The sequence below is a fragment of the Anabaena sp. AL93 genome, assembly GCF_001672085.1.
In the GTDB taxonomy this organism is placed as follows: Bacteria; Cyanobacteriota; Cyanobacteriia; order Cyanobacteriales; family Nostocaceae; genus Dolichospermum; species Dolichospermum heterosporum.
Map to the genome: position 1 here is coordinate 1 of NZ_LJOU01000063.1, position 24,927 is coordinate 24,927.

Annotated in this window: 21 protein-coding genes, 1 tRNA gene and 1 rRNA gene; 15 read left to right on the forward strand and 8 right to left on the reverse strand. The window is 37.6% G+C overall.

What is annotated here, in order from left to right; all coding sequences use genetic code 11:
• Positions 1-4: 4 nt before the first annotated feature.
• The 4 genes from rrf to AN486_RS16610 all read left to right on the forward strand — a co-directional run bounded on the left by rrf (position 5) and on the right by AN486_RS16610 (position 1,890).
• A 5S ribosomal RNA gene (gene rrf / locus AN486_RS16595) occupies positions 5-122 on the forward strand.
• 123 nt (positions 123-245) lie between these two features.
• Positions 246-722: a GNAT family N-acetyltransferase gene (locus AN486_RS16600; protein WP_053538058.1), complete on the forward strand. Its 477-nt coding sequence runs from the start codon at positions 246-248 to the stop codon at positions 720-722.
• Positions 719-1,378 (forward strand): ComF family protein, encoded by a 660-nt coding sequence (locus AN486_RS16605; RefSeq protein ID WP_053538059.1) that lies wholly within the window; start codon positions 719-721, stop codon positions 1,376-1,378. Before AN486_RS16600 ends, AN486_RS16605 begins: the two co-directional genes overlap by 4 nt.
• A 56-nt stretch (positions 1,379-1,434) precedes the next feature.
• Complete coding sequence (locus tag AN486_RS16610; protein WP_027402609.1) at positions 1,435-1,890, forward strand: PPC domain-containing protein; 456 nt, start codon at positions 1,435-1,437, stop codon at positions 1,888-1,890.
• A 499-nt stretch (positions 1,891-2,389) separates the two neighbouring features.
• Here AN486_RS16610 and nagZ read toward each other — a convergent pair whose 3' ends face one another.
• Together nagZ and AN486_RS16620 are read right to left on the reverse strand one after the other, a co-directional pair.
• The gene (gene nagZ / locus AN486_RS16615; protein WP_168635083.1) at positions 2,390-3,475 is read right to left on the reverse strand and encodes a beta-N-acetylhexosaminidase; all 1,086 of its coding nucleotides are present in this window, start codon (positions 3,473-3,475) and stop codon (positions 2,390-2,392) included.
• An 817-nt stretch (positions 3,476-4,292) separates the two neighbouring features.
• The gene (locus tag AN486_RS16620) at positions 4,293-5,519 is read right to left on the reverse strand and encodes a septal ring lytic transglycosylase RlpA family protein (protein WP_290601641.1); all 1,227 of its coding nucleotides are present in this window, start codon (positions 5,517-5,519) and stop codon (positions 4,293-4,295) included.
• Positions 5,520-6,095: 576 nt separating this feature from the next.
• On the opposite strand from AN486_RS16620, the gene pds reads away from it, so the two are divergent.
• From pds to AN486_RS16635, 3 genes are all read left to right on the forward strand, one after another.
• Positions 6,096-7,535 (forward strand): 15-cis-phytoene desaturase, encoded by a 1,440-nt coding sequence (gene pds, locus AN486_RS16625; protein ID WP_053538062.1) that lies wholly within the window; start codon positions 6,096-6,098, stop codon positions 7,533-7,535.
• Positions 7,519-8,451: a 15-cis-phytoene synthase CrtB gene (gene crtB, locus AN486_RS16630; RefSeq protein WP_290601643.1), complete on the forward strand. Its 933-nt coding sequence runs from the start codon at positions 7,519-7,521 to the stop codon at positions 8,449-8,451. Before pds ends, crtB begins: the two co-directional genes overlap by 17 nt.
• A 260-nt stretch (positions 8,452-8,711) precedes the next feature.
• Positions 8,712-8,799, forward strand: a tRNA-Ser gene (locus tag AN486_RS16635).
• Positions 8,800-8,844: 45 nt separating this feature from the next.
• Here the strand turns inward: AN486_RS16635 and AN486_RS16640 are convergent.
• From AN486_RS16640 to AN486_RS16665, 6 genes are all read right to left on the reverse strand, one after another.
• Positions 8,845-9,813: a hypothetical protein gene (locus tag AN486_RS16640; RefSeq protein ID WP_290601645.1), complete on the reverse strand. Its 969-nt coding sequence runs from the start codon at positions 9,811-9,813 to the stop codon at positions 8,845-8,847.
• A 10-nt stretch (positions 9,814-9,823) separates the two neighbouring features.
• Positions 9,824-10,069, reverse strand: coding sequence for a hypothetical protein (locus AN486_RS16645; RefSeq protein WP_035082434.1), 246 nt, complete (start codon positions 10,067-10,069; stop codon positions 9,824-9,826).
• 626 nt (positions 10,070-10,695) lie between these two features.
• Positions 10,696-11,163 (reverse strand): Hsp20/alpha crystallin family protein, encoded by a 468-nt coding sequence (locus AN486_RS16650; protein WP_027402602.1) that lies wholly within the window; start codon positions 11,161-11,163, stop codon positions 10,696-10,698.
• A gap of 299 nt (positions 11,164-11,462) precedes the next feature.
• Positions 11,463-12,221: a thioesterase II family protein gene (locus tag AN486_RS16655; RefSeq protein WP_290601648.1), complete on the reverse strand. Its 759-nt coding sequence runs from the start codon at positions 12,219-12,221 to the stop codon at positions 11,463-11,465.
• A gap of 32 nt (positions 12,222-12,253) precedes the next feature.
• Entirely contained in the window at positions 12,254-13,747 is a 1,494-nt protein-coding gene (locus AN486_RS16660) for a DNA (cytosine-5-)-methyltransferase (RefSeq protein ID WP_290601650.1), read from the reverse strand.
• 23 nt (positions 13,748-13,770) lie between these two features.
• Positions 13,771-14,778 (reverse strand): AAA family ATPase, encoded by a 1,008-nt coding sequence (locus tag AN486_RS16665; RefSeq protein WP_234413295.1) that lies wholly within the window; start codon positions 14,776-14,778, stop codon positions 13,771-13,773.
• Between the two features lie 36 nt (positions 14,779-14,814).
• Here AN486_RS16665 and AN486_RS16670 point away from each other — a divergent pair, with 36 nt between their 5' ends.
• The 8 genes from AN486_RS16670 to wecB all read left to right on the forward strand — a co-directional run bounded on the left by AN486_RS16670 (position 14,815) and on the right by wecB (position 24,246).
• A complete protein-coding gene (locus tag AN486_RS16670; protein ID WP_290601652.1) occupies positions 14,815-16,248 on the forward strand; it encodes a carotenoid oxygenase family protein in 1,434 nt (477 codons plus the stop codon).
• A 236-nt stretch (positions 16,249-16,484) separates the two neighbouring features.
• On the forward strand, positions 16,485-17,309 hold the full coding sequence (locus AN486_RS16675; protein WP_168635090.1) for a hypothetical protein: 825 nt from the start codon (positions 16,485-16,487) through the stop codon (positions 17,307-17,309).
• Positions 17,310-17,571: 262 nt separating this feature from the next.
• Positions 17,572-18,600 carry a tetratricopeptide repeat protein gene (locus tag AN486_RS16680; RefSeq protein ID WP_290601655.1) on the forward strand — a complete coding sequence of 343 codons (1,029 nt, stop codon included), beginning with the start codon at positions 17,572-17,574 and terminating at the stop codon, positions 18,598-18,600.
• A gap of 42 nt (positions 18,601-18,642) precedes the next feature.
• Entirely contained in the window at positions 18,643-19,305 is a 663-nt protein-coding gene (locus AN486_RS16685; protein WP_290601657.1) for a sigma-70 family RNA polymerase sigma factor, read from the forward strand.
• 3 nt (positions 19,306-19,308) lie between these two features.
• Entirely contained in the window at positions 19,309-20,430 is a 1,122-nt protein-coding gene (locus tag AN486_RS16690; protein ID WP_168635092.1) for a DUF1822 family protein, read from the forward strand.
• A gap of 176 nt (positions 20,431-20,606) precedes the next feature.
• Positions 20,607-21,020, forward strand: a complete 414-nt coding sequence (locus tag AN486_RS16695) for a hypothetical protein (RefSeq protein ID WP_290601660.1) — start codon at positions 20,607-20,609, stop codon at positions 21,018-21,020.
• 144 nt (positions 21,021-21,164) lie between these two features.
• Positions 21,165-23,036: an ABC transporter substrate-binding protein gene (locus AN486_RS16700; RefSeq protein ID WP_290601662.1), complete on the forward strand. Its 1,872-nt coding sequence runs from the start codon at positions 21,165-21,167 to the stop codon at positions 23,034-23,036.
• Positions 23,037-23,115: 79 nt separating this feature from the next.
• Positions 23,116-24,246, forward strand: coding sequence for a non-hydrolyzing UDP-N-acetylglucosamine 2-epimerase (wecB, locus tag AN486_RS16705; RefSeq protein ID WP_053538072.1), 1,131 nt, complete (start codon positions 23,116-23,118; stop codon positions 24,244-24,246).
• Positions 24,247-24,927 lie beyond the last annotated feature (681 nt).

The window sequence follows — 24,927 nt, forward strand, 5'->3', positions numbered from 1 at the left end:
CTTTCCTGGTGTCTATGGCGCGGTGGAACCACACTGATCCCTTCCCGAACTCAGAGGTGAAACGCTGCTGCGGCGACGATAGTTTGGGGGTAGCCCCACGTGAAAATAGCTCGATGCCAGGTTTATTATTCAACTAAAAAACCCTTCTCTATGAAACAATGGAGATGGGTTTTTTATCATTTATACAAGCAGTTTTAGTATCGGCTTGAATAAATAATCACAAAAATCATCAATTTCACAGAAAGATGTATTTTTACCAAGATTTTATTATTCGTAGTTGGCAAAAAGATGACCTTACTTTGGCTGCTACAGTTATTAGTTCTATATTATCAGAATACGGTTTACCTTGGCAGCCGGAAGAAGCAGACAAGGATGTATTACAAATAGAAATATATTATTTAGCAACCGGTGGAGAATTTTGGGTAGTTGAACACCAAAGTCAGATTGTCGGAACTGCCGCATATTACCCCATCAATCGTGGGGAAAAAGCTGTAGAAATTAGAAAAATGTATCTGTTACCAAGAGTGCGCGGTTTAGGATTAGGAAAATATTTATTACAACAATTGGAAATAGCTATTGCTTTGCGGGGATTTGAGCAAATTTGGATTGAAACTGCCAGTATTTTAACTGAAGCTGTTAAACTTTATGAGAGTAATGGTTATCTACCAACAACAGGTGTAGAAACCAGCAGATGCGATCGCGTTTATGTAAAATATCTATGATCAAGATATTTCAAAATTTACTTAATCTTTTTCTTAAATCTTCTTGTCCGTTGTGTCAACGTTCTACGCAGAAGGAACTTTGTCCATATTGTATTCAGCAAATCCAAAGTTGTCATAAGCAAAATCCCGCTTATTTATGGAAGCAACCATTACCCATATTTGTGTGGGGAAATTATGGTGGTGCTGTTAAAAGGGCGATCGCTGCCCTAAAATATGAAAATCAACCACAAATTGGTTATGTTTTAGGAGAATGGTTAGGGGAATCATGGTTATTACATTCACCTCAACCACAACAACAGGTTTTAGTTGTTCCTATTCCTATGCACCCCAAAAAACAAAAACAACGCGGTTTTAATCAAGCTGCATTAATAGCGGCAGGTTTTTGTAATGTGACGGGATACAAATTGAAAGTCCATGCTTTAGAACGCATTAAGGAAACTGAAGCCCTATTTAATTTGTCCCCAGTCCAAAGACAAGAGAACTTAGCAGATGCTTTTGTCCTTGGTAAAGATTTGCGTCGTCGTCCCCATATACCAATATTATTAGTAGATGATATTTATACTACTGGTGCCACTGTTAAAGCTGCTGTCAAGACATTTGAACAACATCAAATTACAGTCTTGGGTGTGGCTGCTGTTGCCACGACAAATAAATAAAAATAAAGCTATATTAGATTAGTTACCCGATATTTGAGGGAACAGTATTTTTATTTATGAAAAAGATTTTTGCAGTAGGTTTAAGGCAAATTTTAATTATTCCTATCACATTACTAACAATGGGAATATGGATCAAAACAGCCTCAGCACAAAATAAGTTATATAGCCCTATTCCATTAACTAATTTGACGGAAATTTCTGATACCCTATCAAACAAAGATATTCCCACAGGTCAAGGAGGATTTGCTCGTGATTATTCAATTAAATTAAATCAGGGTGATAATTTATCTATTGATTTGTCATCGGAAAACTTTGACAGTATGATTACACTATTAGCCCCTAATGGTTCAACAGCAGGAGAAAATGATGATGCTCCTGATGGTACAAGTAATTCTCTATTATTTACCCGCATTACAGAATCAGGAACTTACATTGTGCGGGTTCGCTCTTTTGGAGAAACTGGGGTAGGTAAATTTAAACTCAAGGTCACAAAACTGCAACCAGTTAAGTAGATAGGGAGTAGAATGTGAACCACCACTTGTATATACATTTAACCCCCCTCTAAGTTGAAACCTATAGTTTTTCTATGGCGAAAACCCAAGTTTTCAAGATGGATGGGGTATAGTTTAATTATACTCAAAACGGCTAGAAGCTGGACTTTTTTATCATACAAAGAACAAGTTCAAAGCCTCTCCAATTATAAAAGCTGCTCCTTTTCCCTCCCTTGTAGGGGAGGGTCAGGGAGGGGTGCGGGGAGAGGTTTGGAGAGGGGTTTCATATTTGGTTAAACTATGAACCGTTTTCAGTATAATTGGAGCTTTAGGTAAAACCCATAACCCGCCTGGGAATGAATTCCCAGTCTCATAGCAGAAGTCATCTGAAGATGACTAAATAACCTAGAAATTTTTGAGTAAACTAAAGTTTACTTTGGTTATTAGCCCTGAAATTCATGGGTGGGTGTGGAAGCCAACAAATAAGCCATCTGTAGCTTAAGTTGACACCAATGTTCCCTTACAAACAACAACTAATAGCCAATTCCGCATTTTTCAGCAGCGTCTCCTTATCAAGGGTTGAAACTGGATATTGAGGAGTTACCTGTAATAACTTTTCCACCCTCTCCCGCGCAGCTTCCACCACTCCTACATCCAAAGTACCATTATTCAAACTAGCAGAGAAATCTTCAGCTATTTTATATGTTCGTTCTAAAGAAGAGGAATTGATATTTCGAGAAACTATAAATAAATCACAACCAGCATGAAAAGCCCGCGCAATCGTTCCTGATTGCATAAAGATATCAGATACAGCTTTCATATCTAAATCATCAGAAACTATCACACCTTGGAAATCTAACTCTTCTCGTAAAATATCATTCAAAATGATTTTAGATAAAGTTGCTGGTACTTCTGGATCAATTTGTGGAAACAAAATATGCGCCGTCATAATTAACGGAATTTGTGACTGAATTAATGTTTGAAAAGGTATCAATTCCCGATTTCGCAAATCTTCCCGACTCAAATTTAAGATTGGTAATTCCAAATGGGAATCTGTGCTAGTGTCTCCGTGTCCAGGAAAGTGTTTAGCAGCACCTAAAATCCCTTCTTCCCGTAATCCTCGGTAATATTCTCCCACGGCTTCACTAGTGGTTTCTGGTGTAATTCCAAACGCACGAGCGCCAATAATCGGGTTTTGGGGATTAGAGAAAATATCGGCAACTGGGGACCAGGAAAGATTAATTCCCAGAGATTTTAATTCTAGTGCTGTGGCTTTGGCAACTTCATAAGCATGGGACTGCAATAAATAAGCTTGAGGAAAGCGGGTAATTGGTAAAGGTGTCCGCACAACCCGCCCACCTTCATGATCTAAAGTAGTAAATATGAAGTCACGCTCAGTATATTGGCGAACTTCATCAATGAGGTTTTTAAACTGTTCTAACCAAACTGGATATTTTACACCGTCAAGAAAGTTTTTGGCAAAAAAGATGACACCAATGGGTTTTAGTTCATTTAACGCCCGTTTATCATCATCATTTAAACTTGTCCCGGAAATACCCAGAATTAGATGATTACCAAAGCTTTGTGATAGTTGGGATATTGACATAATTAGTTTGATATCAATAAAGGATAAAGCCTTTTCTACTTTATCCTTCCAGCAGGGTTATTTCATTCTAGATTTAAGCAACAAATTTAGGTATTTTCAGCCGTCTTGAGATAAGCTGTTGTGCATTTAGTTTGTATAATTCTAGCGGGCAAGATGCCCGCACTACAAAGTTCAAGTAAATTATGGTTATCAAATTTAGCTGCGTAACAGCTTAGAATCCCTGAAGCCTAAAATGACGCATTCTCTTGACACTCTGCGGTCTGAAGACACGCAGATTCTCTAAGATTTAACTTAAAAGGGATAGTCAAATATCCCCCTAGACGCTCAAAACAACTACTAGCACGAGAAGTATTGCAATTGCGCTTACTTAGGATTCAATTAATGCTTTCCGAGTTCATCACAAGCCAGTTCGGTACGCTCCATGTTTTCCCATTACTTGTTTACCCAGAGTTGCAGTGCAGGTACGAGGTAAATCAGGGGTTGCTCCTTACAAAACACTTCAAAACGTAGATGATTATTCCTACTCACAGTTTAATTTTATCATTTTTCACGGTGGTTAAAACCACTCGTGGCGTGTTTCCTCCATTTCCTCCACTGTCTGAAGCCAAGTGGTTTCCACACGACCCGCGATAAGCTGTTGTGAATACATAAAATGTCAAACTTTAGAATGAAACAGCCCTGATCCTGCCACTAAGGGACTTCCAATTAAAAAAATACCCAAAAATTTCTTGTGGTGCGGGAGGAATTGCCTGCTAATCATCAAGGACGGGCAGGATGCCCATCCCACAAAATTGGGTAATTTATTTTTTGGTGTTCCCTAAAAATTGTAAACTAATAACTCGCTTTTAGCATTAGCCATATTTTCAGTTTTTGGTTGAGATGGTTTCAAGGTCATTGTTGGGAAATTTTGTTGTAAAATCACAGCCTGATAAGCTACGACTCCAGTATGTTCACTACCGAGACAACGAGCCGCTGTTCGAGATAAATCCAGGCTTCTGGGTAAAATATACGGACCACGATCATTAACGCGGACAATCACGGATTTATTGTTTTCTAAATTGGTGACTTTTAAGAAGGTATTAAAAGGTAGAGTCCGATGGGCAACAGTAAAATCATCTTGATCATATATCTCACCATTTGCGGTTAAGCGACCGTGAAAATAGCCACCATACCAAGAAGCTATACCAGAAAGTTTTGTGGTTGAGGACTGTAATCCATACATTTCCATTTGTCCTTGTACCAATGTCAGTGGTTTGGTATGGAGTGCTATTCGCAAATTATTAGTCCATTCCATTGCCAAAATATCACCGCTGCGACCAATTTGCTGAGAGAGTTTTTGATCTATTGCAAATAGTAACCGATTACCTACCATCATGGAAGGAGTTTTATCTACTAAGCCTGGTTGTAATTGTGTAGGTTGTACAGCAGGCATTTTTGTTAATTGCTGCAAGCGTTTTTGTAATGCTTTGGCTGTAATTCGATCAGGTAGTCTGGCAACAAAACTGTTATTAACCCATACTTCATAACTGGATGGATTCCGCTTAACAATCAATACTGGTGAGTAATCATAACTTCCATTTGGATCGACTGGATTGCGGATGACATTAAAGAAACTTTGGAGCGATCGCACAACAGTAGAAGATGATAAATCTACCTTGGGAATACTAACTTGTGTAACTATTGGTAAAAAGTTAGTAGCATTTTTCAAGTGAGGTTGTGCAGCTATATTTTCTGGCACAGAGGAACAAAATCGCGTTTCTTTTGGCTTCAAGGTTATTGAAGGTACAGCGATAGACTTATTTCTGTAGGATGATAATTGCCTATTTATCCAGTCAAATGTGAAAGCAGTTTTTGATATTAAGGTTTTTTGCCAAGCATTTTTATGTTGTTGAGCGATCGTCAGAAATTGGGGTTGCGGCTTAATTAAGTTGGCTGGAAGTTGGATTGGAGAAAATGCAGCTATTAAACCCAGTGGTAAATTTGCTGTCAACGCCAAAGCCCCACCTGTAAAGGATCTCACCCATAGTATTCCCATTGATATCATAGTTTAGTTATTCTCCAGATAGATGCACAATTCCTAGAGAAATAATCTCCAGGTTGAATAGAAAAAAGTTCTATTAAACAAAGAACAAATTTTTTTTGGAATTACATAATTTCTATGCGTTTTCAGATTTAATTATGATTAAACTGTCCGGGATCATCATATACCGTAATGGAGATTTAAATAAATAAAAGTTTTAAATCTAGTTTTGAAGTATTACTAATATTTCGATTATTTTTGCTTATGAATACAATTTTTATTTGCTACTTACTTTACTGTTAGACATACGTTTTTCACGTATAAACACTGAGTAAGGAAGCCATTTTTTGTATTGATGATAGGCAGTTAAGCAAAAATATACACTAATTCAAAATGAGTCCTAAACTACACTAAATATTTATCACAGAAAAAATTTCGGGTTTATTCCTGGAGCGAAGATTAAGGTAAATTACATAGTCGGGGGGAAATTTGGGGAATTTTTTGGGAAGCAATCAGACCTACCGTGCCAAATGTAAAGGATTGCAACGTATAATGAGAACGACAAAACAGTTAAGAAATATTGAAGAATAGTAGGTTTAAATGCGCGTAGCAATCGCGGGAGCGGGTCTAGCAGGACTTTCCTGTGCAAAATATCTTACCGATCTAGGTCACACACCTATCGTTTTGGAACGCCGAGACGTAGTAGGAGGAAAAGTGGCTGCGTGGAAAGATGCTGATGGTGACTGGTACGAAACAGGACTGCACATTTTTTTTGGGGCTTATCCCAATATGTTGCAGTTATTCAAAGAATTGAACATTGAAGATCGATTGCAGTGGAAAGAACACACAATGATCTTCAATCAGCCTGAAGCTCCGGGGACTTATAGCCGATTCGATTTTCCAGATTTGCCAGCACCTATCAATGGTATGGTGGCAATTCTGAGAAACAACGATATGCTGACCTGGCCGGAGAAAATCAGTTTTGGGATTGGTTTACTACCTGCCATTCTCCAGGGGCAAAAGTATGTCGAAGAAATGGACAAATATTCTTTCCGGGAGTGGTTACAAAAACAAAACGTTCCCCCCAGAGTAGAAAAAGAAGTATTCATTGCTATGTCTAAAGCCTTGAACTTCATTGATCCAGACGAAATTTCCGCCACCGTCCTCTTAACGGCATTGAATCGCTTTCTCCAAGAGAAAACCGGCTCAAAAATGGCTTTCCTGGACGGTTCACCCACAGAAAGGTTGTGTCAGCCAATCATTGACCACATCACTGAACGCGGTGGCGAGGTGCGCCTGAATGCGCCATTGAAAGAGATTTTACTCAATGAGGATGGAACTGTAAAAGGATTCCTGCTGCGGGGCTTAAACGGGGCAGAAGATGAAATATTTACAGCGGATACCTATGTATCTGCTCTGCCAGTTGATCCTTTAAAGCCGATTTTGCCAAGTTCTTGGAAAGCAATGGAGTTTTTCCAAAAATTGGAGGGTTTGGAAGGTGTACCAGTGATTAATGTTCATATCTGGTTTGATCGCAAATTAACAGATATTGATCATCTGCTATTTTCCCGTTCTCCACTCCTCAGCGTTTATGCTGATATGAGTAATACTTGCCGTGAATATGCCAATCCTGACCGTTCCATGTTGGAATTGGTTCTAGCGCCAGCCAAAGAGTGGATATCTAAATCCGATGCAGAAATCGTTGCTGCAACTATTACTGAGTTAGAAAAACTTTTTCCCCAGCACTTTGGGGGAGATAATCCGACTAAAATACTGAAATATCATGTGGTGAAAACACCGCGTTCAGTTTACAAAGCTACTCCAGGTCGCCAACAGTACCGCCCTTCACAGCAAACCCCCATTTCTAACTTCTATCTGACTGGGGATTATACAATGCAACGCTATCTCGCCAGTATGGAAGGGGCTGTACTTTCTGGTAAACTAACAGCGCAGGCGATATTTCAAGCGCTGACGGTAGCAAATTCCTCTAACCTGCAAACGCCAACACGACCGCCCGCCACGAATGCTGCAACTGCCTGATTCCCCCCCGCGCATGAAAACGCTGGTCTCTCTAGATGAGTCATATACCCTTTGCCGGGAACTCACGGCTAAGTACGCTAAAACTTTTTATTTAGGTACAATGCTGATGAGTTTGGCCAAGCGTCAATCTGTCTGGGCAATTTATGCCTGGTGTCGCCGTACAGATGAGTTAGTGGATGGTCCGGCATCTGCTATCACCACCCCAGAAACCCTAGAACTATGGGAAAATCAACTGGAATCCATTTTTGCGGGATGCCCATTGGATAATTATGATGTAGCGTTAGTAGATACCCTCCAACGCTTTCCGCTAGACATTCAACCCTTTCGGGATATGATCGCCGGTCAGCGGATGGACTTGTATCGCAGTCGCTATGCAACTTTTGAGGACTTATACCTCTACTGCTACCGAGTAGCGGGAACTGTGGGTTTGATGTCAACGACGATTATGGGGATAGATAATAGTATCTATACAGCCCCTTGGCATCAAAACCAACAGCCCTATCTTCCTATAGAAGAGGCGATCGCCTTGGGGATTGCTAATCAACTTACCAATATTCTCCGTGATGTTGGTGAAGATGCCCGTCGAGGCAGAATCTATCTTCCCCTAGAAGATTTAGCCAAATTTAATTACACCGAGGAAGAATGTATTCGCGGCGTAGTGGATGACCGCTGGCGTTCACTCATGCGGTTTCAAATTGACCGCGCCCGTAAGTTTTACATCCAAGCAGATAAGGGTATTAGTTACCTGGCTGCTGATGCTCGGTGGCCTGTTTGGTCTGCATCTATGCTATATGAGCAGATTTTAGAGGTGATTGAGCGCAATGATTATGATGTGTTCAGTCAGCGAGCTTATGTTCCCCAATGGAAAAAGTTACGCACCTTGCCAGCAGCTTGGATGCGATCGCAAGTTTTATAGATTGGTCATTGGTCAGGCAATTTTGGATTGACGATTTTGGATTTTGGATTGACTCCACCCTAAAGTGTAGAAGCTCGAAAATCTTGGGTTTGGGATTTATGATTTTTCCGTTAGTAGAGGACTAAGTCCTGTACCAACTTTTTTTAATCTAAAATCTAAAATCTAAAATCTAAAATTCCCGGTCATTGGTCATTGAATTTATTTGGAAAATGACTATTGACAGACTCAAAAACTTCTGCTACGATTATTACTCATGAACTGGAGAGGTGGCTGAGTGGTCGAAAGCGGCAGATTGCTAATCTGTTAAGGGATTATATCCCTTCGGGGGTTCGAATCCCCCCCTCTCCATTTTTAATCAGGTGCGTTCACAAGTTGTAACGCACCTTTTTTGTGTTATTTTTTGGCGATCATATTCATATCCCAAGTATATAGACCGATTTGGTGAGGAACTCTGACAAATCGGCCTGTGCGATGACCCCTAGATAGTTCATTGAGAACCTTATTTTTAACCTCTCTGACTTCCTCTGGGTCTAGATGTCCATAAATGCCATTGACTATCTCATTCACATTGAAAATTCGTCCCGCATTTTGTTCTAGAAATAAGGTCAGAGCATCAATTAAAAATTGACCATCAAATTGTGCCAACATCGGTACTACTTTCGTTTGGGGTCTGAGGAAATGTTTGTTGGTTTTGGTGGATTTGATCCCCTTAGATATTCCCCTACCTTGAATTGGACCTAGTGAGTTTAGATCTAGGGTATAACAGCCCGGTTCATTGGGAATCGCTGACCAATAACCACTTTCCCTCCCTTGGGTCAGAGATGATTGGACTCTACCTTTAACGACTTTGAAAATAGTAGACTCTAAATCACCATAGAGCGATCGCACGATAAAATCTATGTGACAGACAGTTCCCACATATTCTCCCAATAGCTTTTTGAGTGCTTCCATGCGAGTCATATTTTCATAGTGAGAGAGCATGGGAACATCTTCCCCCTTACCAACATAGTGACGACGCTGATAGGAAAGATTGTTTGAGTCTTTAACTTCAGAGAGGGAATGGTCGACCTTGAAAGGGTCTGATTTAGGAATTTCTGACTCTAGAGGCTGCAAATATTCCAGATTGGAACTGTGATTGGAAGACAACAACAATAATGAATCTTCTTCGTCAGCCTCAACTTGTTCGTTGTCATCAGTATAAGACCATGTAGATAACAAGGATTCTACATTATCTAATTGCGATCGCGCCTCTATGAATAGACGTTGGTACTTTTGGGCGAGACTCCCATAGTAATCTCGTAATTCCAACAATGGCGTAATAAATACTTCGGGTGGTGCTTGTAATTGTCCTGGAGAATTCATAGCAATTCACTCAACCTAAATCTATATTGCTGGTGTAAGTCATGGCTCTAGGTTTGCTTGGTGTAGATACCTGGAGTGATTTTTTAGGAGGTTGGGGAGGACGACAACTTTCACAATATAAAGGGCGAGTTCCGAAAGTTTCCCGCTTTGTAGCCTGATTACATTCTTTACAAACAAAGTGGAAAACTCGTGTATGAATCAGTCTTTTGTGCGCTCGGACAGTATATTCTCTAACATCAATTACTTTGGTTGCCATAATTAATAATTGCCAATCTCAATCCTCTTTATATAGCTATTCAAGCAAATGAAACTGTATCAGTGTGTGTTTTTGTAGAAGTTTTCTCAAAAATTGAAACCTCCTATCTAGGTCAAAGATACAAACTGCTATTTCCGATATATTAACAGCGACTGAGATATATTTGCTCATATCTTACATAAAAGTAAGAAAAGGATATAGGCTAGATTTTTGTCCCCATAACTCATAAATATAAAAATGCTCTTTAGCATCTATCTTGAGAATTAACTATGTAATTAGAAACATATTTTTAGAATATAAACCATTAATCATGAATTATTATCCCTCCCACTTGCCACAAAAAAATGAAGGATGAAGTGATTGCAAATGACAGAGCGGGGAACTAGTGAAGCAGCGCGGTCTTGGGGGTTTCCCCCACGAGCGACTGCTGAACCCCGAAGGGGCTACGCCTTCCGAGGTGTCGTGACTCAAATAACGGCTACCCCAAGAGACTTGCCCTGAACGAAGTCGAAGGGCAAGTCTCTCAGGGTGGTCTGGTCAGTACGGCTTGCTTGATTACTCTTGCAAGCCCAGTCCCTTTAGGGCTGGGTTACTGACCCTTACTACTTCATTTCAACCAAAAACCATTAGCCGAGACTAACCTTCACAGCCCTGTGTTTTTCCGATTCGGCTTTAGGAATGGTCAAATGGAGAATTCCATTCTTATATTCTGCTACGACCTTCTCATTATCCACGACCGCAGGCAAGGCGATTATCCGTTGGAACTTGCCATAACGAAACTCTGAGCGAGTCATGCCTTCCGCTTCTGTTGTTGTTTCCGATTTGCGCTCGCCGCTAATAGAAACCGACTCAGGAGTGACCTCAACATTAAGATCCTTCGCATCCAAGCCTGGTATTTCGACTTTCAACTTCAAATCACTATCGGTTTCCGCAATTTCGGCAGGAGGAATAAAAGTCAATCCTATTTTTTCCCCTCCGTCGGGTGGTAATAATTGCTCAAACAAACGATCCATTTGCTGACGGATAATACCCATTTCAGGGAATGGTTCCCAGCGTTCTATTTCCCGTAAAGGATTCCAACGTACAAGTGTCATATCTATCTCCTCAAAAATTCACTATTGGACTTTCTGATTTGGTGAGACTGAATCTTAAGCTTCTGACTTGGTAAACAATAATACTACTGGTAAAACTTCTAACCTTTAACTTCTTGAAGCTTAATCTTTAGCTTCCCAATTAAATAGTAGCACCAGAAAATCAATTGATTACAGTTCGGTTTTATAGATATGATCGTCGTGATAACCGTACTATATAAATCCTCAATTATTTTGAATAGTATAGATTCGGTAATGATTCCCCCATCACTAGGTATATTTTTCATGTTTTAGAAGATAAATTAGAAATAGGATTGGAGGGATTGAATTAGATGGTTAAGTAAAGTAGTCTTAGCATTGTTGATAAAAAAATGATCACCATCTATCATTTGTAATAAAAAAGGGGCGACAGTTTGTTTTTCCCATGCAGCAATGGCAGTATAACTAACTCTTGGGTCTTGTAAACCACCGAAAGCAGTAATAGGACAATCTAAAGGAGGTTGGGGAGTATAAATATAGGATTCCAAAACTGTAAAATCAGCGCGGATAATCGGTAAAAATATCTGCATCAAGTCGGCATTGTTTAGCACTTCTTGGGGAGTTCCATTCAATTGGGATATTTTGGCTAAAAAATCGGTATCTGGTAATTGAGAAATTGGCGGTTTTTCAGCAGATAATTGTGGGGCTTGATGAGCAGCAACAAAAAGATGTAAAGGGTGAAAATTATATTCAGAGCGCAGTCGCCTAATTAACTCAAAACTAATTAATGCACCCATACTGTAACCGATGAAAGCATAGGGTTTATCTAGATAGGGGATGATATTGGTAGCTATTGCTGGAACTAAAGGTTGAATTTTTGTGTATGGAGGTGATTTGATTTGTTTACCTCTTCCGGGAATTTCTATGGGGCATAATTCAATAGTTGCTGGTAAATCATCAGCCCATGTCCGAAAAATCGTAGCACTACCACCGGCATAAGCAAAGCAAAATAGGCGTACTTTGGCATGGGGATTGGGTTGAGGGCAAGTTATCCAATTTGTGAAGGTAGTTTCAGTGAACATAATGGGGTTTTTATGGGGTTGCTTGACTTATCTTAATTTTCAAAGACACCAGTTTCAACAATAGCTTTGCACAATTTATCAATTACGGGAACTGAAACACTATTTCCAATTAGTTTCATCCATCTTGGTCTTGACTCTGGTAATTTAAAATCTTGAGGAAATCCCTGTATTAAACAAGCCTCGCTTTTAGTAATTTTTCTAAATTCTCTTGATTCGTAAACTTCTTTTATAAATTTATTTTTAAAATCATGATGATTTAGTGCTTCAATTGTCTTTAAAGTGATAAAATCATTTGTGTCGCTGGCAACTAGAGTTGGGAAAATGTCAGAACTTGGTAAAAAGATCCGACTTACACCAAATAATCCTGTGCTTATTTTCGTGTTTTTAAAATCATAGCGAATTTCGGTACACTCAATAATATCTTTTTGTTTGAGAGACTCTATTATTTTTTTAATTGACATCTTTTCTAATTTAAACACTTTCTGACTTTTTAAGCTGTCAATTATTATTTCTGTATTTTCTGTATTATTGGTAAATGAAAGTAGAATCTCTTCATCCTTTGTCAAGTCTTGAATATTATCCTGTTTAAGAATAAAACGATATTCTTCTGATTTGAAAATTTCCAATTGTACCAGTTCATCAATTTCTGCTTGTGTAATTGATGAATCTAGGTTTTGAAAATGTTCTAATGATAAAGGGTTTCCGTCTAATGCACCATAATTACTTTTGCGTCTGTTTTTAAGTAATAATAAACAAATATCTTTCTGTCGTTGAGTAGTTTCAATAATGTCCCAGGAATGTATTGTTGTATGACCATTTCTCAAGTCATTAAATAAAAAGTAATCATTGAATCCGTTGGTACTTGAAAGACTCATACTTTTAGATTCAACAATATTGCCAAATATGTCTCTCTCAACAATCTTATTATCTATTTTTTGTTGTGGTAGAATACCTAATATATCGCTAAGTTTTAGTTTTTTATCTGTTGGTTTTGGTAAGTTGAATTTTTGGAAATACTCTTTTTCCTGAAATCCAATTATATATATGCGAATCCTATTTTGGGGTACACCATAATCAAAGGAGTTAATAACAAAATAGTTGGCATGATAGCCTGCTTGTTCAATTCTTTCTAAAATATAAGATAAAGCCTTTTTATTCCGAGGATCAACCAATCCTTTGACATTTTCAAAAATAAATGCTTTTGGTTTGGATTGTTGAAGTAAATAAATTGTATCGTTCCATAACTGACCTCTATCATCATCAAAACCGAGATTTTTACCTGCAATTGACCAGCTTTGACAAGGAACTCCAGCAGTTAATAAATCGTGAGGTGGTAATTCTTTAATTTTGGTAATATCTCCTAAGTTAGAACTAGGATCAATTTGAAAGTTTTCACAATACGTATTGATTGCATCTTGATTTATTTCACTAAAACCTAGACAATGACCACCATTCTTGCTTAATGCCATTTTAAATCCACCAATTCCAGCAAAAAGGTCAACAAAAGTAAATCGTATATTCTGCATTTTACATCTCTTATTTATATAAATTATTTTAAACCCCCTTCTTCAAAATCTTTAGGAGGTTCAATTCCTAAAAATTCTCGATAGATTCTTTCTTTGTTGACTACTAAACTTCCTTCGGTAGCCGATAGCATAATTGCTGCGATCGCTAACACTCGTAATGTACCATCTGATAATAATGCAGCGTCACAATAGCGAGGTTGATCACCAAAAGTTTCTCTTAGTCGCACCATAACTTCATCCCTGGGACCAGTCAGGAAATTTAGTCCATCTATAGCCTGTTCTGGTAAACTCTGGATGAAATTGAGAATTATCTGTTCATTTTCAGGCTGGTTTTCCCATAAACGATATAAAACGCTAGAAAGATTTTTACCATCTTCATATAATCTTTTATCAGACTTAAAGCTATATTCACGCATCCTGGCAGGAACAGGATCTAAAAATAAGATATTATTTAAAACTCGTTGATATTCGCGGGCAATCTCAGGAATTATCTTTTGGGACTTTTCATATTTGATATCAAAACGCGCAGGGCTATCTAATTGCACGAATATAGCCATTTGATCACTACAAGTTATTCTTGGCTTGTTTTGACCCCTTGTAAAGTTGTTATAGGCCACACTAACATCAGTATTTATTCCCTGAGAAGGTTGATCTAATTCATACAAGGAAACTGTATTGATTGAGTCAGTAATTCGTTCACTACTGATGTGTAGTTCCCCATCACGCACGTTCAGAGTTATATTTAATTCATTCCATTCAGGTAAATCTAATCGGCAACCGATGGTAAAACTTGACTGCCCATGATAGCATAAATCATTTACTCTACCACGCACCACTGCCTCGGCACTATTCACAGCATATTGAATACTAGAAAGTTTTTGCCCTTGTGCAAGCCATGACAAAAATCGCAAACCTTCCAAAGCGTTACTTTTACCTGCGGCGTTTGCACCTATTAAAACAGTCAAAGACCCCAAAGGTAAGTGGCCTGTGCTGTAACTTTTAAAATTAGCGAGGGTAAATTCGATTAGCATGAGACAACAACCTATTATTCACAGAATAAATCCTATATGCAACAAATTGATCAAAAGTCAACTAAAAAAGCATGGTCTAGAGCAATATCTCAACCAGCAACAGAATTTTCTGCCACTCAATTACCTATTCTCGCAGGTACAATCCCCGATGGTTTACGGGGTACACTGTACCGGAATGGACCAGCACGACTAGAACGAAATGGTATGCCAGTGGGACATTGGTTTGATGGAGATGGAGCAATTCTGGCTGTTAATTTTACCAATGCAGAAACATTTGCAGTTTATCGCTATGTGCAAACTACAGGTTATCAAGAAGAAACTGCTGCGGGTAAATTGCTTTATGGTAATTATGGCATGACTGCACCAGGAATTATCTGGAATCAATGGATAAAACCTGTGAAAAATGCGGCGAATACTTCAGTTTTGGCATTACCTAATAAACTTTTGGCATTGTGGGAAGGTGGTAAACCTTATGCTTTAGATTTGCAAACTTTAGAAACTTGTGGTGAAGATGATTTAGGCAGTTTAACTAAGGGATTAAGTTATTCTGCCCATTATAAGCGGGATGCAAATACAGGGGAAATTTTTAATTTTGGTGTAACTCCTGGATTAAATGCCACACTTAATGTTTATAAAAGTGACTCTACGGGCAAAATTATCCGCACAGAAACATATCAATTAGAAGGTGTACCACTCATACATGATTTTGTTTTAGCAGGACAGTATCTAATCTTTTTTATTTCGCCAGTGAAGTTAAATCTTTGGCCTGTTTTGTTAGGGATAAGGAGTTATAGTGATTCCCTAGAATGGCATCCTGAATTAGGAACTCAGATTATAGTGATTGATAGAGAAAGTTTATCTTTAGTCAGTCGAGGAGAAACTGAATCTTGGTTTCAGTGGCATTTTGCTAATGGTTATGTAGATGCTAGTGGTGCAGTAATTGTGGATATTGCCCGTTATGAAGATTTTCAAACTAATGAATATCTTCGGGAAGTAGCTACGGGAGAAACTCACACAATTGCCAAAAGTACATTTTCACAAGTTCAACTTAATCCTTTAACTGGAAAAGTGATTAAAATTGAAACCCTTTCAAATCAACATTGTGAATTTCCGAGTGTTCCTCCCCAAAATGTTGGTCAATTTTCTCGCTATACCTATATGTCAGGATTCCAACCAGGAACAGATGTTGGTAAGGAGATTTTAAATAGTATTGCTCGTTTTGATCACAAAACTGGAACTTTAACACAAGCAAACATAGGAGAAAATCGCTATCCTTCCGAACCTATTTATGTGCAAAATCCGCAAAACTCTGAACAAGGTTGGGTGTTAACTGTGGTTTATGATGGTAATACTCATAGTAGCGAACTTTGGGTATTTGCGAGTGATAGGTTAAATGCAGAACCTGTTTGTAAACTGGGATTACCCAGCGTTATCCCCCACAGTTTTCACGGTACATGGAAACCTGCTTAGAAAAATCCAATCATAGGAATTACGAACCGCAGAGGACACAGAGGACACAGAGGTTAGAGAGGAATGGGAGTTGAAAATAATTTCTGTGTAAGTCCTAAATCAAGCTAGGGGTGGGGTTTCTCCACCTTTTAGCTTGAGGACTTGATTTGTAATTGTAAAGTTTTGTAACGATATAGATAATATTACTCTACATTCACAGAAGAACTCATAGAACCAAAAGTTAATTCTTAACATCTATGAATCTTCAACAAGCAGAATTATATCAACGTCTTCAAGAGTTTTCTTTAGATGAAGAAAATGTTGCTTTCTCTTTTAGTCAAAGATTAGCAAGGGAAAATAACTGGACATTTGAATATACTCAGCGGGTAATTGATGAATATAAAAAATTTGCTGTTATTGCTGTTTTTGCAGGTCATCCAGTTACACCTTCTGATCAAGTAGATCAAGTTTGGCATTTACATTTAACATATACTCAATCTTATTGGGATGATTTTTGTGAAATATTAGGTAAACCATTAGATCATGGTCCGACTCGCGGTGGTAATAAGGAATATCATAAATTTAATCATTGGTATGTGAATACTGTAGATACTTACAAAATCTTTTTTGGAGAAAATCCACCTGTAGATATTTGGCCAGCCCCTCATATTCGTTTTGATTTGGATGCTAATTTTCAGCGTGTAGATACTCATAAAAATTGGATTTTACCAAAACCAATCTTAAAGTTTCCTGAGATAGATATTTCTCGTTTTATTCCTCAGAGAGTTTATCTAGCATTTTTGTTTACTTTGACATTAATTTTCACCAATTCTCAGGTTTTATTAGCCTCGAATAATACTAATTCCCAAAGTTCTCAAAGTTCTGAAAATTCTCTAGGATTTTGGTTTTTTTTGATAGTAGCTGGTTCTGTAATCTTCGTGATCTTCACATCTGGTAGTAGCGGTGGTGGTGGAAGTAGTGGCGGCGGTGATGGAGGTTGTGGTGGTGGAGGTTGCGGAGGTGGTTGTGGTGGTGGAGGTTGCGGAGGTGGTTGCGGTGACGGTGGTTGTGGTGGCGGTTAATCGTTTTCAAGACTATTGATTTTTATCTCACGCAGAGGCGCAAAGGACGCAGAGAAAAGGAAAATATGAAGAAACTATTGATGAGAAGAATCTCTTTTCTGAATATTTTGACTAAACGAATGGGGAAAAATAAGTAGGTCAACATAATAAAACCAAATTGTGTAAAGAAAAGTAAAATGTCTCCCATCTTCAGCTTCCCAAAAAGAAACCTTAGCAATTTGATTGCAAAACTATATACTTTGAATAAAAAGGGTAAAATCGGATGAAAATATCAAAATTAACAAGTTTGGTTTTTGTACTAGGAGCAATATTATATAGCTCTAAAGTTGATGCTCAAAATGTGCCGAATATTTTAGAGTCAGGAAGAGAATCAAGATCACTGTTAGTTCAAGTTAATCCTCAAGATGCAGAATTTTACTTCAAGCGAAGTGGAGTCCAATTTCAATCAGGAGATTTGAAAGGGGCGATTGAAGATTTAAACCAAGCCCTGCGTCTTAATCCTAACTATGTAGAAGCCTATAATAACCGAGGTATTGCTCGCGCTAGATCAAGAGATTTAAAAGGGGCAATTGAGGATTTTAACCAAGCTCTTCGTCTTAATCCTAACTTTGCAGAAGCTTATAATAACCGAGGTCGCTCCCAGTCTCTATTGGGAGATTTAAAAGGAGCAATTGAGGATTTTAACCAAGCCCTTCGTCTTAATCCTAACTATGTAATAGCCTACACGAGTCGAAGTGATACCCGCCGTGAATCGGGAGATTTAAAAGGGGCAATTCAAGATTCTAACCAAGCATTACGTCTTGATCCCAATTTTGCATTAGCCTATATTAATCGGGGTATTGCCCGCTATGAATTGGGAGATGTGAAAGGGGCAATTACGGATTTTAACCAAGCATTGGTTCTTGATCCTAATGATGCCGAAGCCTATAATAATCGAGGTTTTGCTCGCTATGAATCGGGAGATTTTACAGGGGCAATTGAAGATTATAACCAAGCATTGCGTCTTAATCCTAATTTTGCATTAGCCTACATCAATCGGGGTGCTGCCCGTCGTAAATTGGGAGATTTTACAGGGGCAATTGAAGATTTCAACCAAGCCCTACGTCTAAATCCTAATGATGCCCTAATATACTACAAACGAGGTCTTGTCCACAATAAATTGGGAAATATGAAAAGAGCTATTACCGATTTGCAAAAAGCATCTGAACTATTTCAACAACAAGGGAGAATAGCTGAATATCAATCTACTCTCGATTTAATTAAAATCATAAATATTCAGATAACAAAATAAAAATAATGGTATTATCTATCAAAATCAAACTAACCTAATCAAATGGATGAATTAGAAGCAAAAATCCTCCAACTTATTCAAGAAACCTGTCAACATCCTACTGGTAGTCTTGCCCGTCAAAAAGGATTAAATCAGATTATTTTACTAATTCAAAAAACAGGTAAATTATTGCGTGGTGCAGGTATACCTGATGCCGAAGAAGCTTTACAGGAAACTTGGTGGTATTTTTGCCGTAATCTTTGTGAAGCTACTAGCGCAAAAGAACCTTATAATCCTGATAAAAGTAGCGTTATTACTTGGATTAACAATTACTTCAGTTATCGTTTACAAGATAAACGGATTAGTTATTATGAACAAAAAAGTAAATTCGATTTTCTCTTAGAAGAAAATGATCAACTAGATCCTGCAAATTTAATTCCTGCACCTACAGAACCAAGACCAATATTAAATGAAATTCAAGAATGGTTAAAAACAAATTCTTCACAACTAAAACGTATTCATATCCGAAATCGTCCAGATGTTAATAGTTACATTTTAATTACTCGTCGTTTACCACCAGAAAAATCTTGGCTAGATTTATCTGTAGAGTTTGGTATACCTGTAGCAACTCTTAGCAATTTCTATCAACGTCAATGTTTTCCCCGTCTGCTCAATTTTGGTAAATCCCAAGCTTATTTTGATAGCGAAGGTTACTTTGATATATAAATTATGAATTATCCTACTGAACAACAAAGCATTTCTATTCCTATTTCGGCAAAGTTCCGAGATACAGCTTTACAATTTGCCCAAGAACAACCAAATCCAGAAAAAGCAAAACTCGTATATCTGAATACTTTAGCTGTACAAGTTGTGAATAACTACTTGCAAATGTTAGATATTTCTACTACATTAGAAGCTAGTCATAGTTGGGATTATTGGGGAAGAATAGCTGGAAATGTAGCAGATTTATTATTAACTGGAATTGGACATTTAGAATGTAGATATATCAGAACAGGAGATCAGATTTGTTATATTCCTCCTGAAGTTTGGCATCATCGTTTTGGTTATGTGGTAGTAGAAATTAATCAAACCTGCCAAGAAGCCAAAATCAGAGGATTTTTACCCCAAGTTACGACAACAGAAATTAAACTAGAACAGTTACAACCATTAGAACTTTTCCTAGAACATTATCATCAATCTTCGGGTGTACAATTAAGACAATGGTTAGAGGGAATATATACATCTCAATGGCAAAATGTTGAGGAATTAGCTTTACAAAAAACTTCGCAATTAGCCTTTCGTTCTGCAAAAGTGCGTGGATTTGAAATAGATACATCCAAAAAAGTTTGGCAAGTTGTTGAACAATTATATCCTCATCAGAGTTGGGAAAAAATCTTGCCATCAACATTATTACAAAATTCAGATGTAGAAGTAACGGATATTCTTGTTCATCTTTTACAAACTACAAATGATGAAGAAATTCGTTGGACTCTAGCAGAGATTTTATGGACAATTACACCAAATCATCCTGTTATTACTGCTAGACGAATTATGGATTTAGGAATGCAGTTATCAGGTAAACCTGTAGCTTTAATGGTGGCTATATTACCCAAACAAGATAAAACTTTTGCGGTGCTTTTGCGGGTATATCCAATGGGAAATCAATTTTACTTACCGACAGGTTTAAAATTAGCGGGATTATATGAAAATGGACAGTCATTTTTAGAAGTTGAAGCCAGAGAACAAGGAGATAATTACATTCAATTAAAATTTTGTGCTGAATTGGGTGAAAAATTCCAAATTCGGGTTATTCTAAATAATGCAACTATTACAGAAAAATTTGTCATTTAACTAGACAAATCAATTAGTTGTAGGTTGGGTTGAGGCTTTGCGAAACCCAAGCAATTCGCAAAAATGTTGGGTTATGCCTACGGCACGCTACGCGAACACGTTGTTCAACCCAACCTACATGAACTATTATAAAAAGTTTGTCATTTAACTAGACAAATCAATTAGGGTAAAAACCAGTGGGTAAGCTGATTATATTCGAGATTGGAGAAGGTAGTTTTGAAAAAGGATTTCCTGTAAAAATCAGAATTGGGGAAGACGGTAAACCCCATTTCGCAGAAATTTCTGGCAGGTTTCCACCAGATTTAGAAATTCCTCAAACTTATTATGAATGGCAATCAGCTTATTATCAATTGCCTGGTAATTGGTTAATCACTGTACCTCAAACTCAAATTACCAATGTATCTACTACAGAGATTTGTGATACTGCTGCTAAAAAATTCCAGTCTAGTTTTAATAATTGGTTAAATCAACCATCTGTGAGAAAATTAGAACGGCAATTTTTACAAAAAATCGGTGATTGGCATAATGTCAGATTTATTGTACAAACACAAGATTCACTTTTAAGAAGACTTCCTTGGCATTTGTGGTAAATATTTCATACCAGTCATATTCAACCTGAAGTTGTCATTAGTTCCGAGTATGAACCATCAAAAATTCAATTAAAAAGTCCGGTAAAAATTCTGGCTATTTTAGGTAATAGTCAAGGGATTGATATTCAACCAGATTTACAAGCATTGACAGCAAAATTACCAGGGGCAATTATTGAACCTTTGCTGCAACCATCCCGTCAAGAACTTGTTAATAAATTATGGTATCAACCTTGGGATATTTTATTTTTTGCTGGACATAGTTGCAGTCAAGAAGGTGATAGTTGGGGAGAAATTCAAATTAATGACAATGAAAGTTTATCACTTTTAGAGTTGCGTCACGCTCTGGGATATGCTGTAAAAAAAGGATTGAAGTTAGCAATTTTTAATTCTTGTGATGGTTTAGGATTAGCGCGTAATTTAGCTGATTTACGCATACCTTATACAATTGTGATGCGAGAACCTATTCCTGATATTGTCGCTCAACATTTTCTAGAATATTTTCTCACAGTTTTTGCATCTGGTGAATCTTTATATACTTCTGTACACCAAGCGCGTGTGCGGTTACAGGAAGAACTAGAAAATCAATATCCTTGTGCCTCTTGGATACCTGTAATTTTTCAAAATCCAGCCGCAGCATTACTCAAATATCCCAAACCTCGGAATTTGCAAAAGATAGCTTTACAGTCAGTTATAGCTACGATGTTATTATTAATAATTGGTACTATTTCATGGCTGAGTTTCCAGGAAATAAAATTGCGAAATCGGTTGAGCTATGGTGAGAAAATATTATTTAATTCTCCAAAAAATTTAGATAAAGAAGCAGCTATCAAAGCATTTTGGTGGAAAAATTACAATCAAGCAATTAGAAACTTTAATAACTATTTACGGGAATATCCTAATGATCCAGAAGCGAGAATATATTTAGAAAATGCGAAAATTGGGAATAAAGAAGTAATTAAAATTGGTGTAGCTGTACCTATCAGTAGTAATCCTCCCATAGCACAAGAAATCCTCAGAGGAGTCGCACAAGCTCAACAAGAGATAAATAATGATGGTGGGGTGAATAGTAAGTTTTTACAAATCCAAATTGCTAATGATGATAATAATCCAGAAATAGCTCAAAAAATCGCTCAAATATTTGTAAAAAATCATGATATTTTAGCTATTATTGGTCATAATAGTAGTGATGCTACTGTACCCGCTGCTGATATATATCAAGCCGGAAAGTTGGTGATGATTTCCCCAACTAGTACCTCTACAAAATTAACAGATCGTCAAGATCAGACTCATGGTAATTATATTTATAGAACTGTAATTAGTTCTAATATTATTGCCGAAACTCTGGCTGAATATGCTAAAAATAATCAAAAAAATAAGATAGTTATTTGTAGAGATTCTCAAGCAACAGATCAATCTTTTTTTCAGGCTTTTATTCATGCTATTAATAACAAAAAATTGGAGTTAATAAGCGATATTCATTGTGATTTTGCTGCTGAAAACTTTCAAGCTGAACAGATTATTCAAAAAGCAATTGAGCAAAATGTCAATACTATTCTGCTTAATCCTCAAGTTGACAGAATTAATCAAGCTATCCAATTAGCTGAAAGTAATCAAGGTAAGTTATTATTATTAGGAAATCATAGTTTAGAAACTCAAAAAACTCTGGCTGCTGGTCAAGCATTTAATGGTATGGTAATGGCAGTTCCTTGGCAAATTAATGATTTAGAAAATAAAGAATTTGTCAAAAGTGCTAATCGGATTTGGGGTGAACAAATTTTAATTACTTGGCGGACAGCTACGGCTTTTGATGCTACTAAAACAGTAGCTATTGCTATGGAAAAAAATGGTAATACTAGAATAGGTATTCAACAAGCTTTAAGTCATAACTTTGCTTTTTCAGGTGTGACAGGGACAATCAAATTTTTATCATGGGGCGATCGCATCAGTAAGGCTGTGTTAGTTCAAATACAACCAGATACTCAAGCACTTACAGGCTACAATTTTGTCCGCAAATAGTATAAAAAATTTGGTATAATTAGGTAAAAAATTAATTACCGTCTAGGAAAATTAAAAGTAAATTCTAATTATTTGACTAATGACTAATCAACACCGCATTGGCATTATTTTAGGAACTCGTCCCGAAGCTATTAAACTAGCACCAGTAATTCAAGTTTTTCAAAATTCTCCAGATTTTGAATTGCAGGTAATTCTCACAGGACAACATCGAGAAATGGTTGAACAAGTAATGCAATTGTTCAAACTCAAAGCTGATTGGAATTTAGAGATTATGCAGCGACAACAATCTCTTAATGATATTACTTGTCGAAGTTTACAGGGTTTAGAAGCATTATTTCAAGCTCAAAAATTAGATTTTGTAATTGTCCAAGGAGATACAACAACAGCCTTTGCGGCGACCTTGGCAGCTTTTTATCAAAAAATCCCTGTGGGTCATGTGGAAGCGGGTTTAAGGACTGATGATTTATTTAATCCTTTTCCCGAAGAAGCTAATAGAAGGTTGATTTCCCAACTGACACAATTACATTTTGCGCCGACTACTTTAGCTGTAGAAAACTTACAAAATTCTGGGGTATTAGGAGAAATTCACTTAACAGGAAATACTGTAATTGATGCCTTGTTAAATGTGGCTGCAAAAAAACCAGTTTGCAATATACCTGGGTTAGATTGGCATAAATATAGGACAATATTGGCAACAGTTCATAGACGGGAAAATTGGGGAGAACCACTGCAAGATATCGCTCAAAGTTTTTTACAAATTTTAGAGCAATTTCCTGATACAGCCTTATTACTGCCATTACATAAAAATCCCACAGTTAGAGAACCATTGCAACAGTTGTTAGGGAGTCATCCCCGCATTTTCCTAACAGAACCCTTGGATTATGCTGAATTAGTGGGAGCTATTGAGCGATCGCATTTAATCTTAACCGATTCCGGTGGCTTACAAGAAGAAGCCCCCAGTCTGGGTAAACCAGTCTTAGTTCTCAGAGATACCACAGAAAGACCAGAAGCCGTTACCGCCGGGACAGCCAAACTCGTAGGTACACAAACCGCAAATATTGTCACAGCCGCTAGTGAACTACTCAGCAACCCCGACGCTTACACGAAAATAGCCACCGCCATTAATCCCTTTGGCGATGGCCATGCAGCAGAACGCATCCTAGAAATTGTTAAAAATTACCAGCAACGGGCAACAGGAAAACAACTTTAGTTACAGCAGGTTGCAGGTATATAAAGGTACATTATAGCCCCTCATCCCTTGCGGTGAACTAGTAGTCTGTCAACCCGAAAATGACGGGTGAAGGCAAGCAGGGGGAGAAGAGAGGCAGGGGGGTTACGTTTCTGGAGATTATCGGTTTCATCTAATACTTTTCAAGCAACCTCTTAAACATGGCTAAGAGAACTCCACAAAAAAGATGATCCTAGCTTACGCATTGACAAAGTTTTCTAAATATGTAATGTAGATTTTATCTCTTGTAGGGTGCGTCAGACCAATAATTTAGTAAGGATCGTGGATTAAATAAGGTGTAATACTGCTAAGGAACGCAAATTTAATAACCTGCAATTCTGACTTAACCTGAAATGGTGCGTTACGCTGTCGCTAATACACCCTACTTTTACACTTTATTTAATTCATATTCCTTAGAGGTTGTTTGAAAACTTTTTCGTGTGGGATCTGACACCCGCAGATCCCCCTAAATCCCCCTTGGAAAGGGGGACTTTGAGGAATTTAGCCCCCCTTTGTAAGGGGGGTTGGGGGGATCTCAATTAATTCTGATACTTTTCAAACATCCTCTAAGAGACTTCCAAGAAATAAATTATCCTGATTAACGAACCACGGAGGCGCAGAGGACACAGAGGAATAAGGGTTTGAGAGATTTTTGCGTTAGGT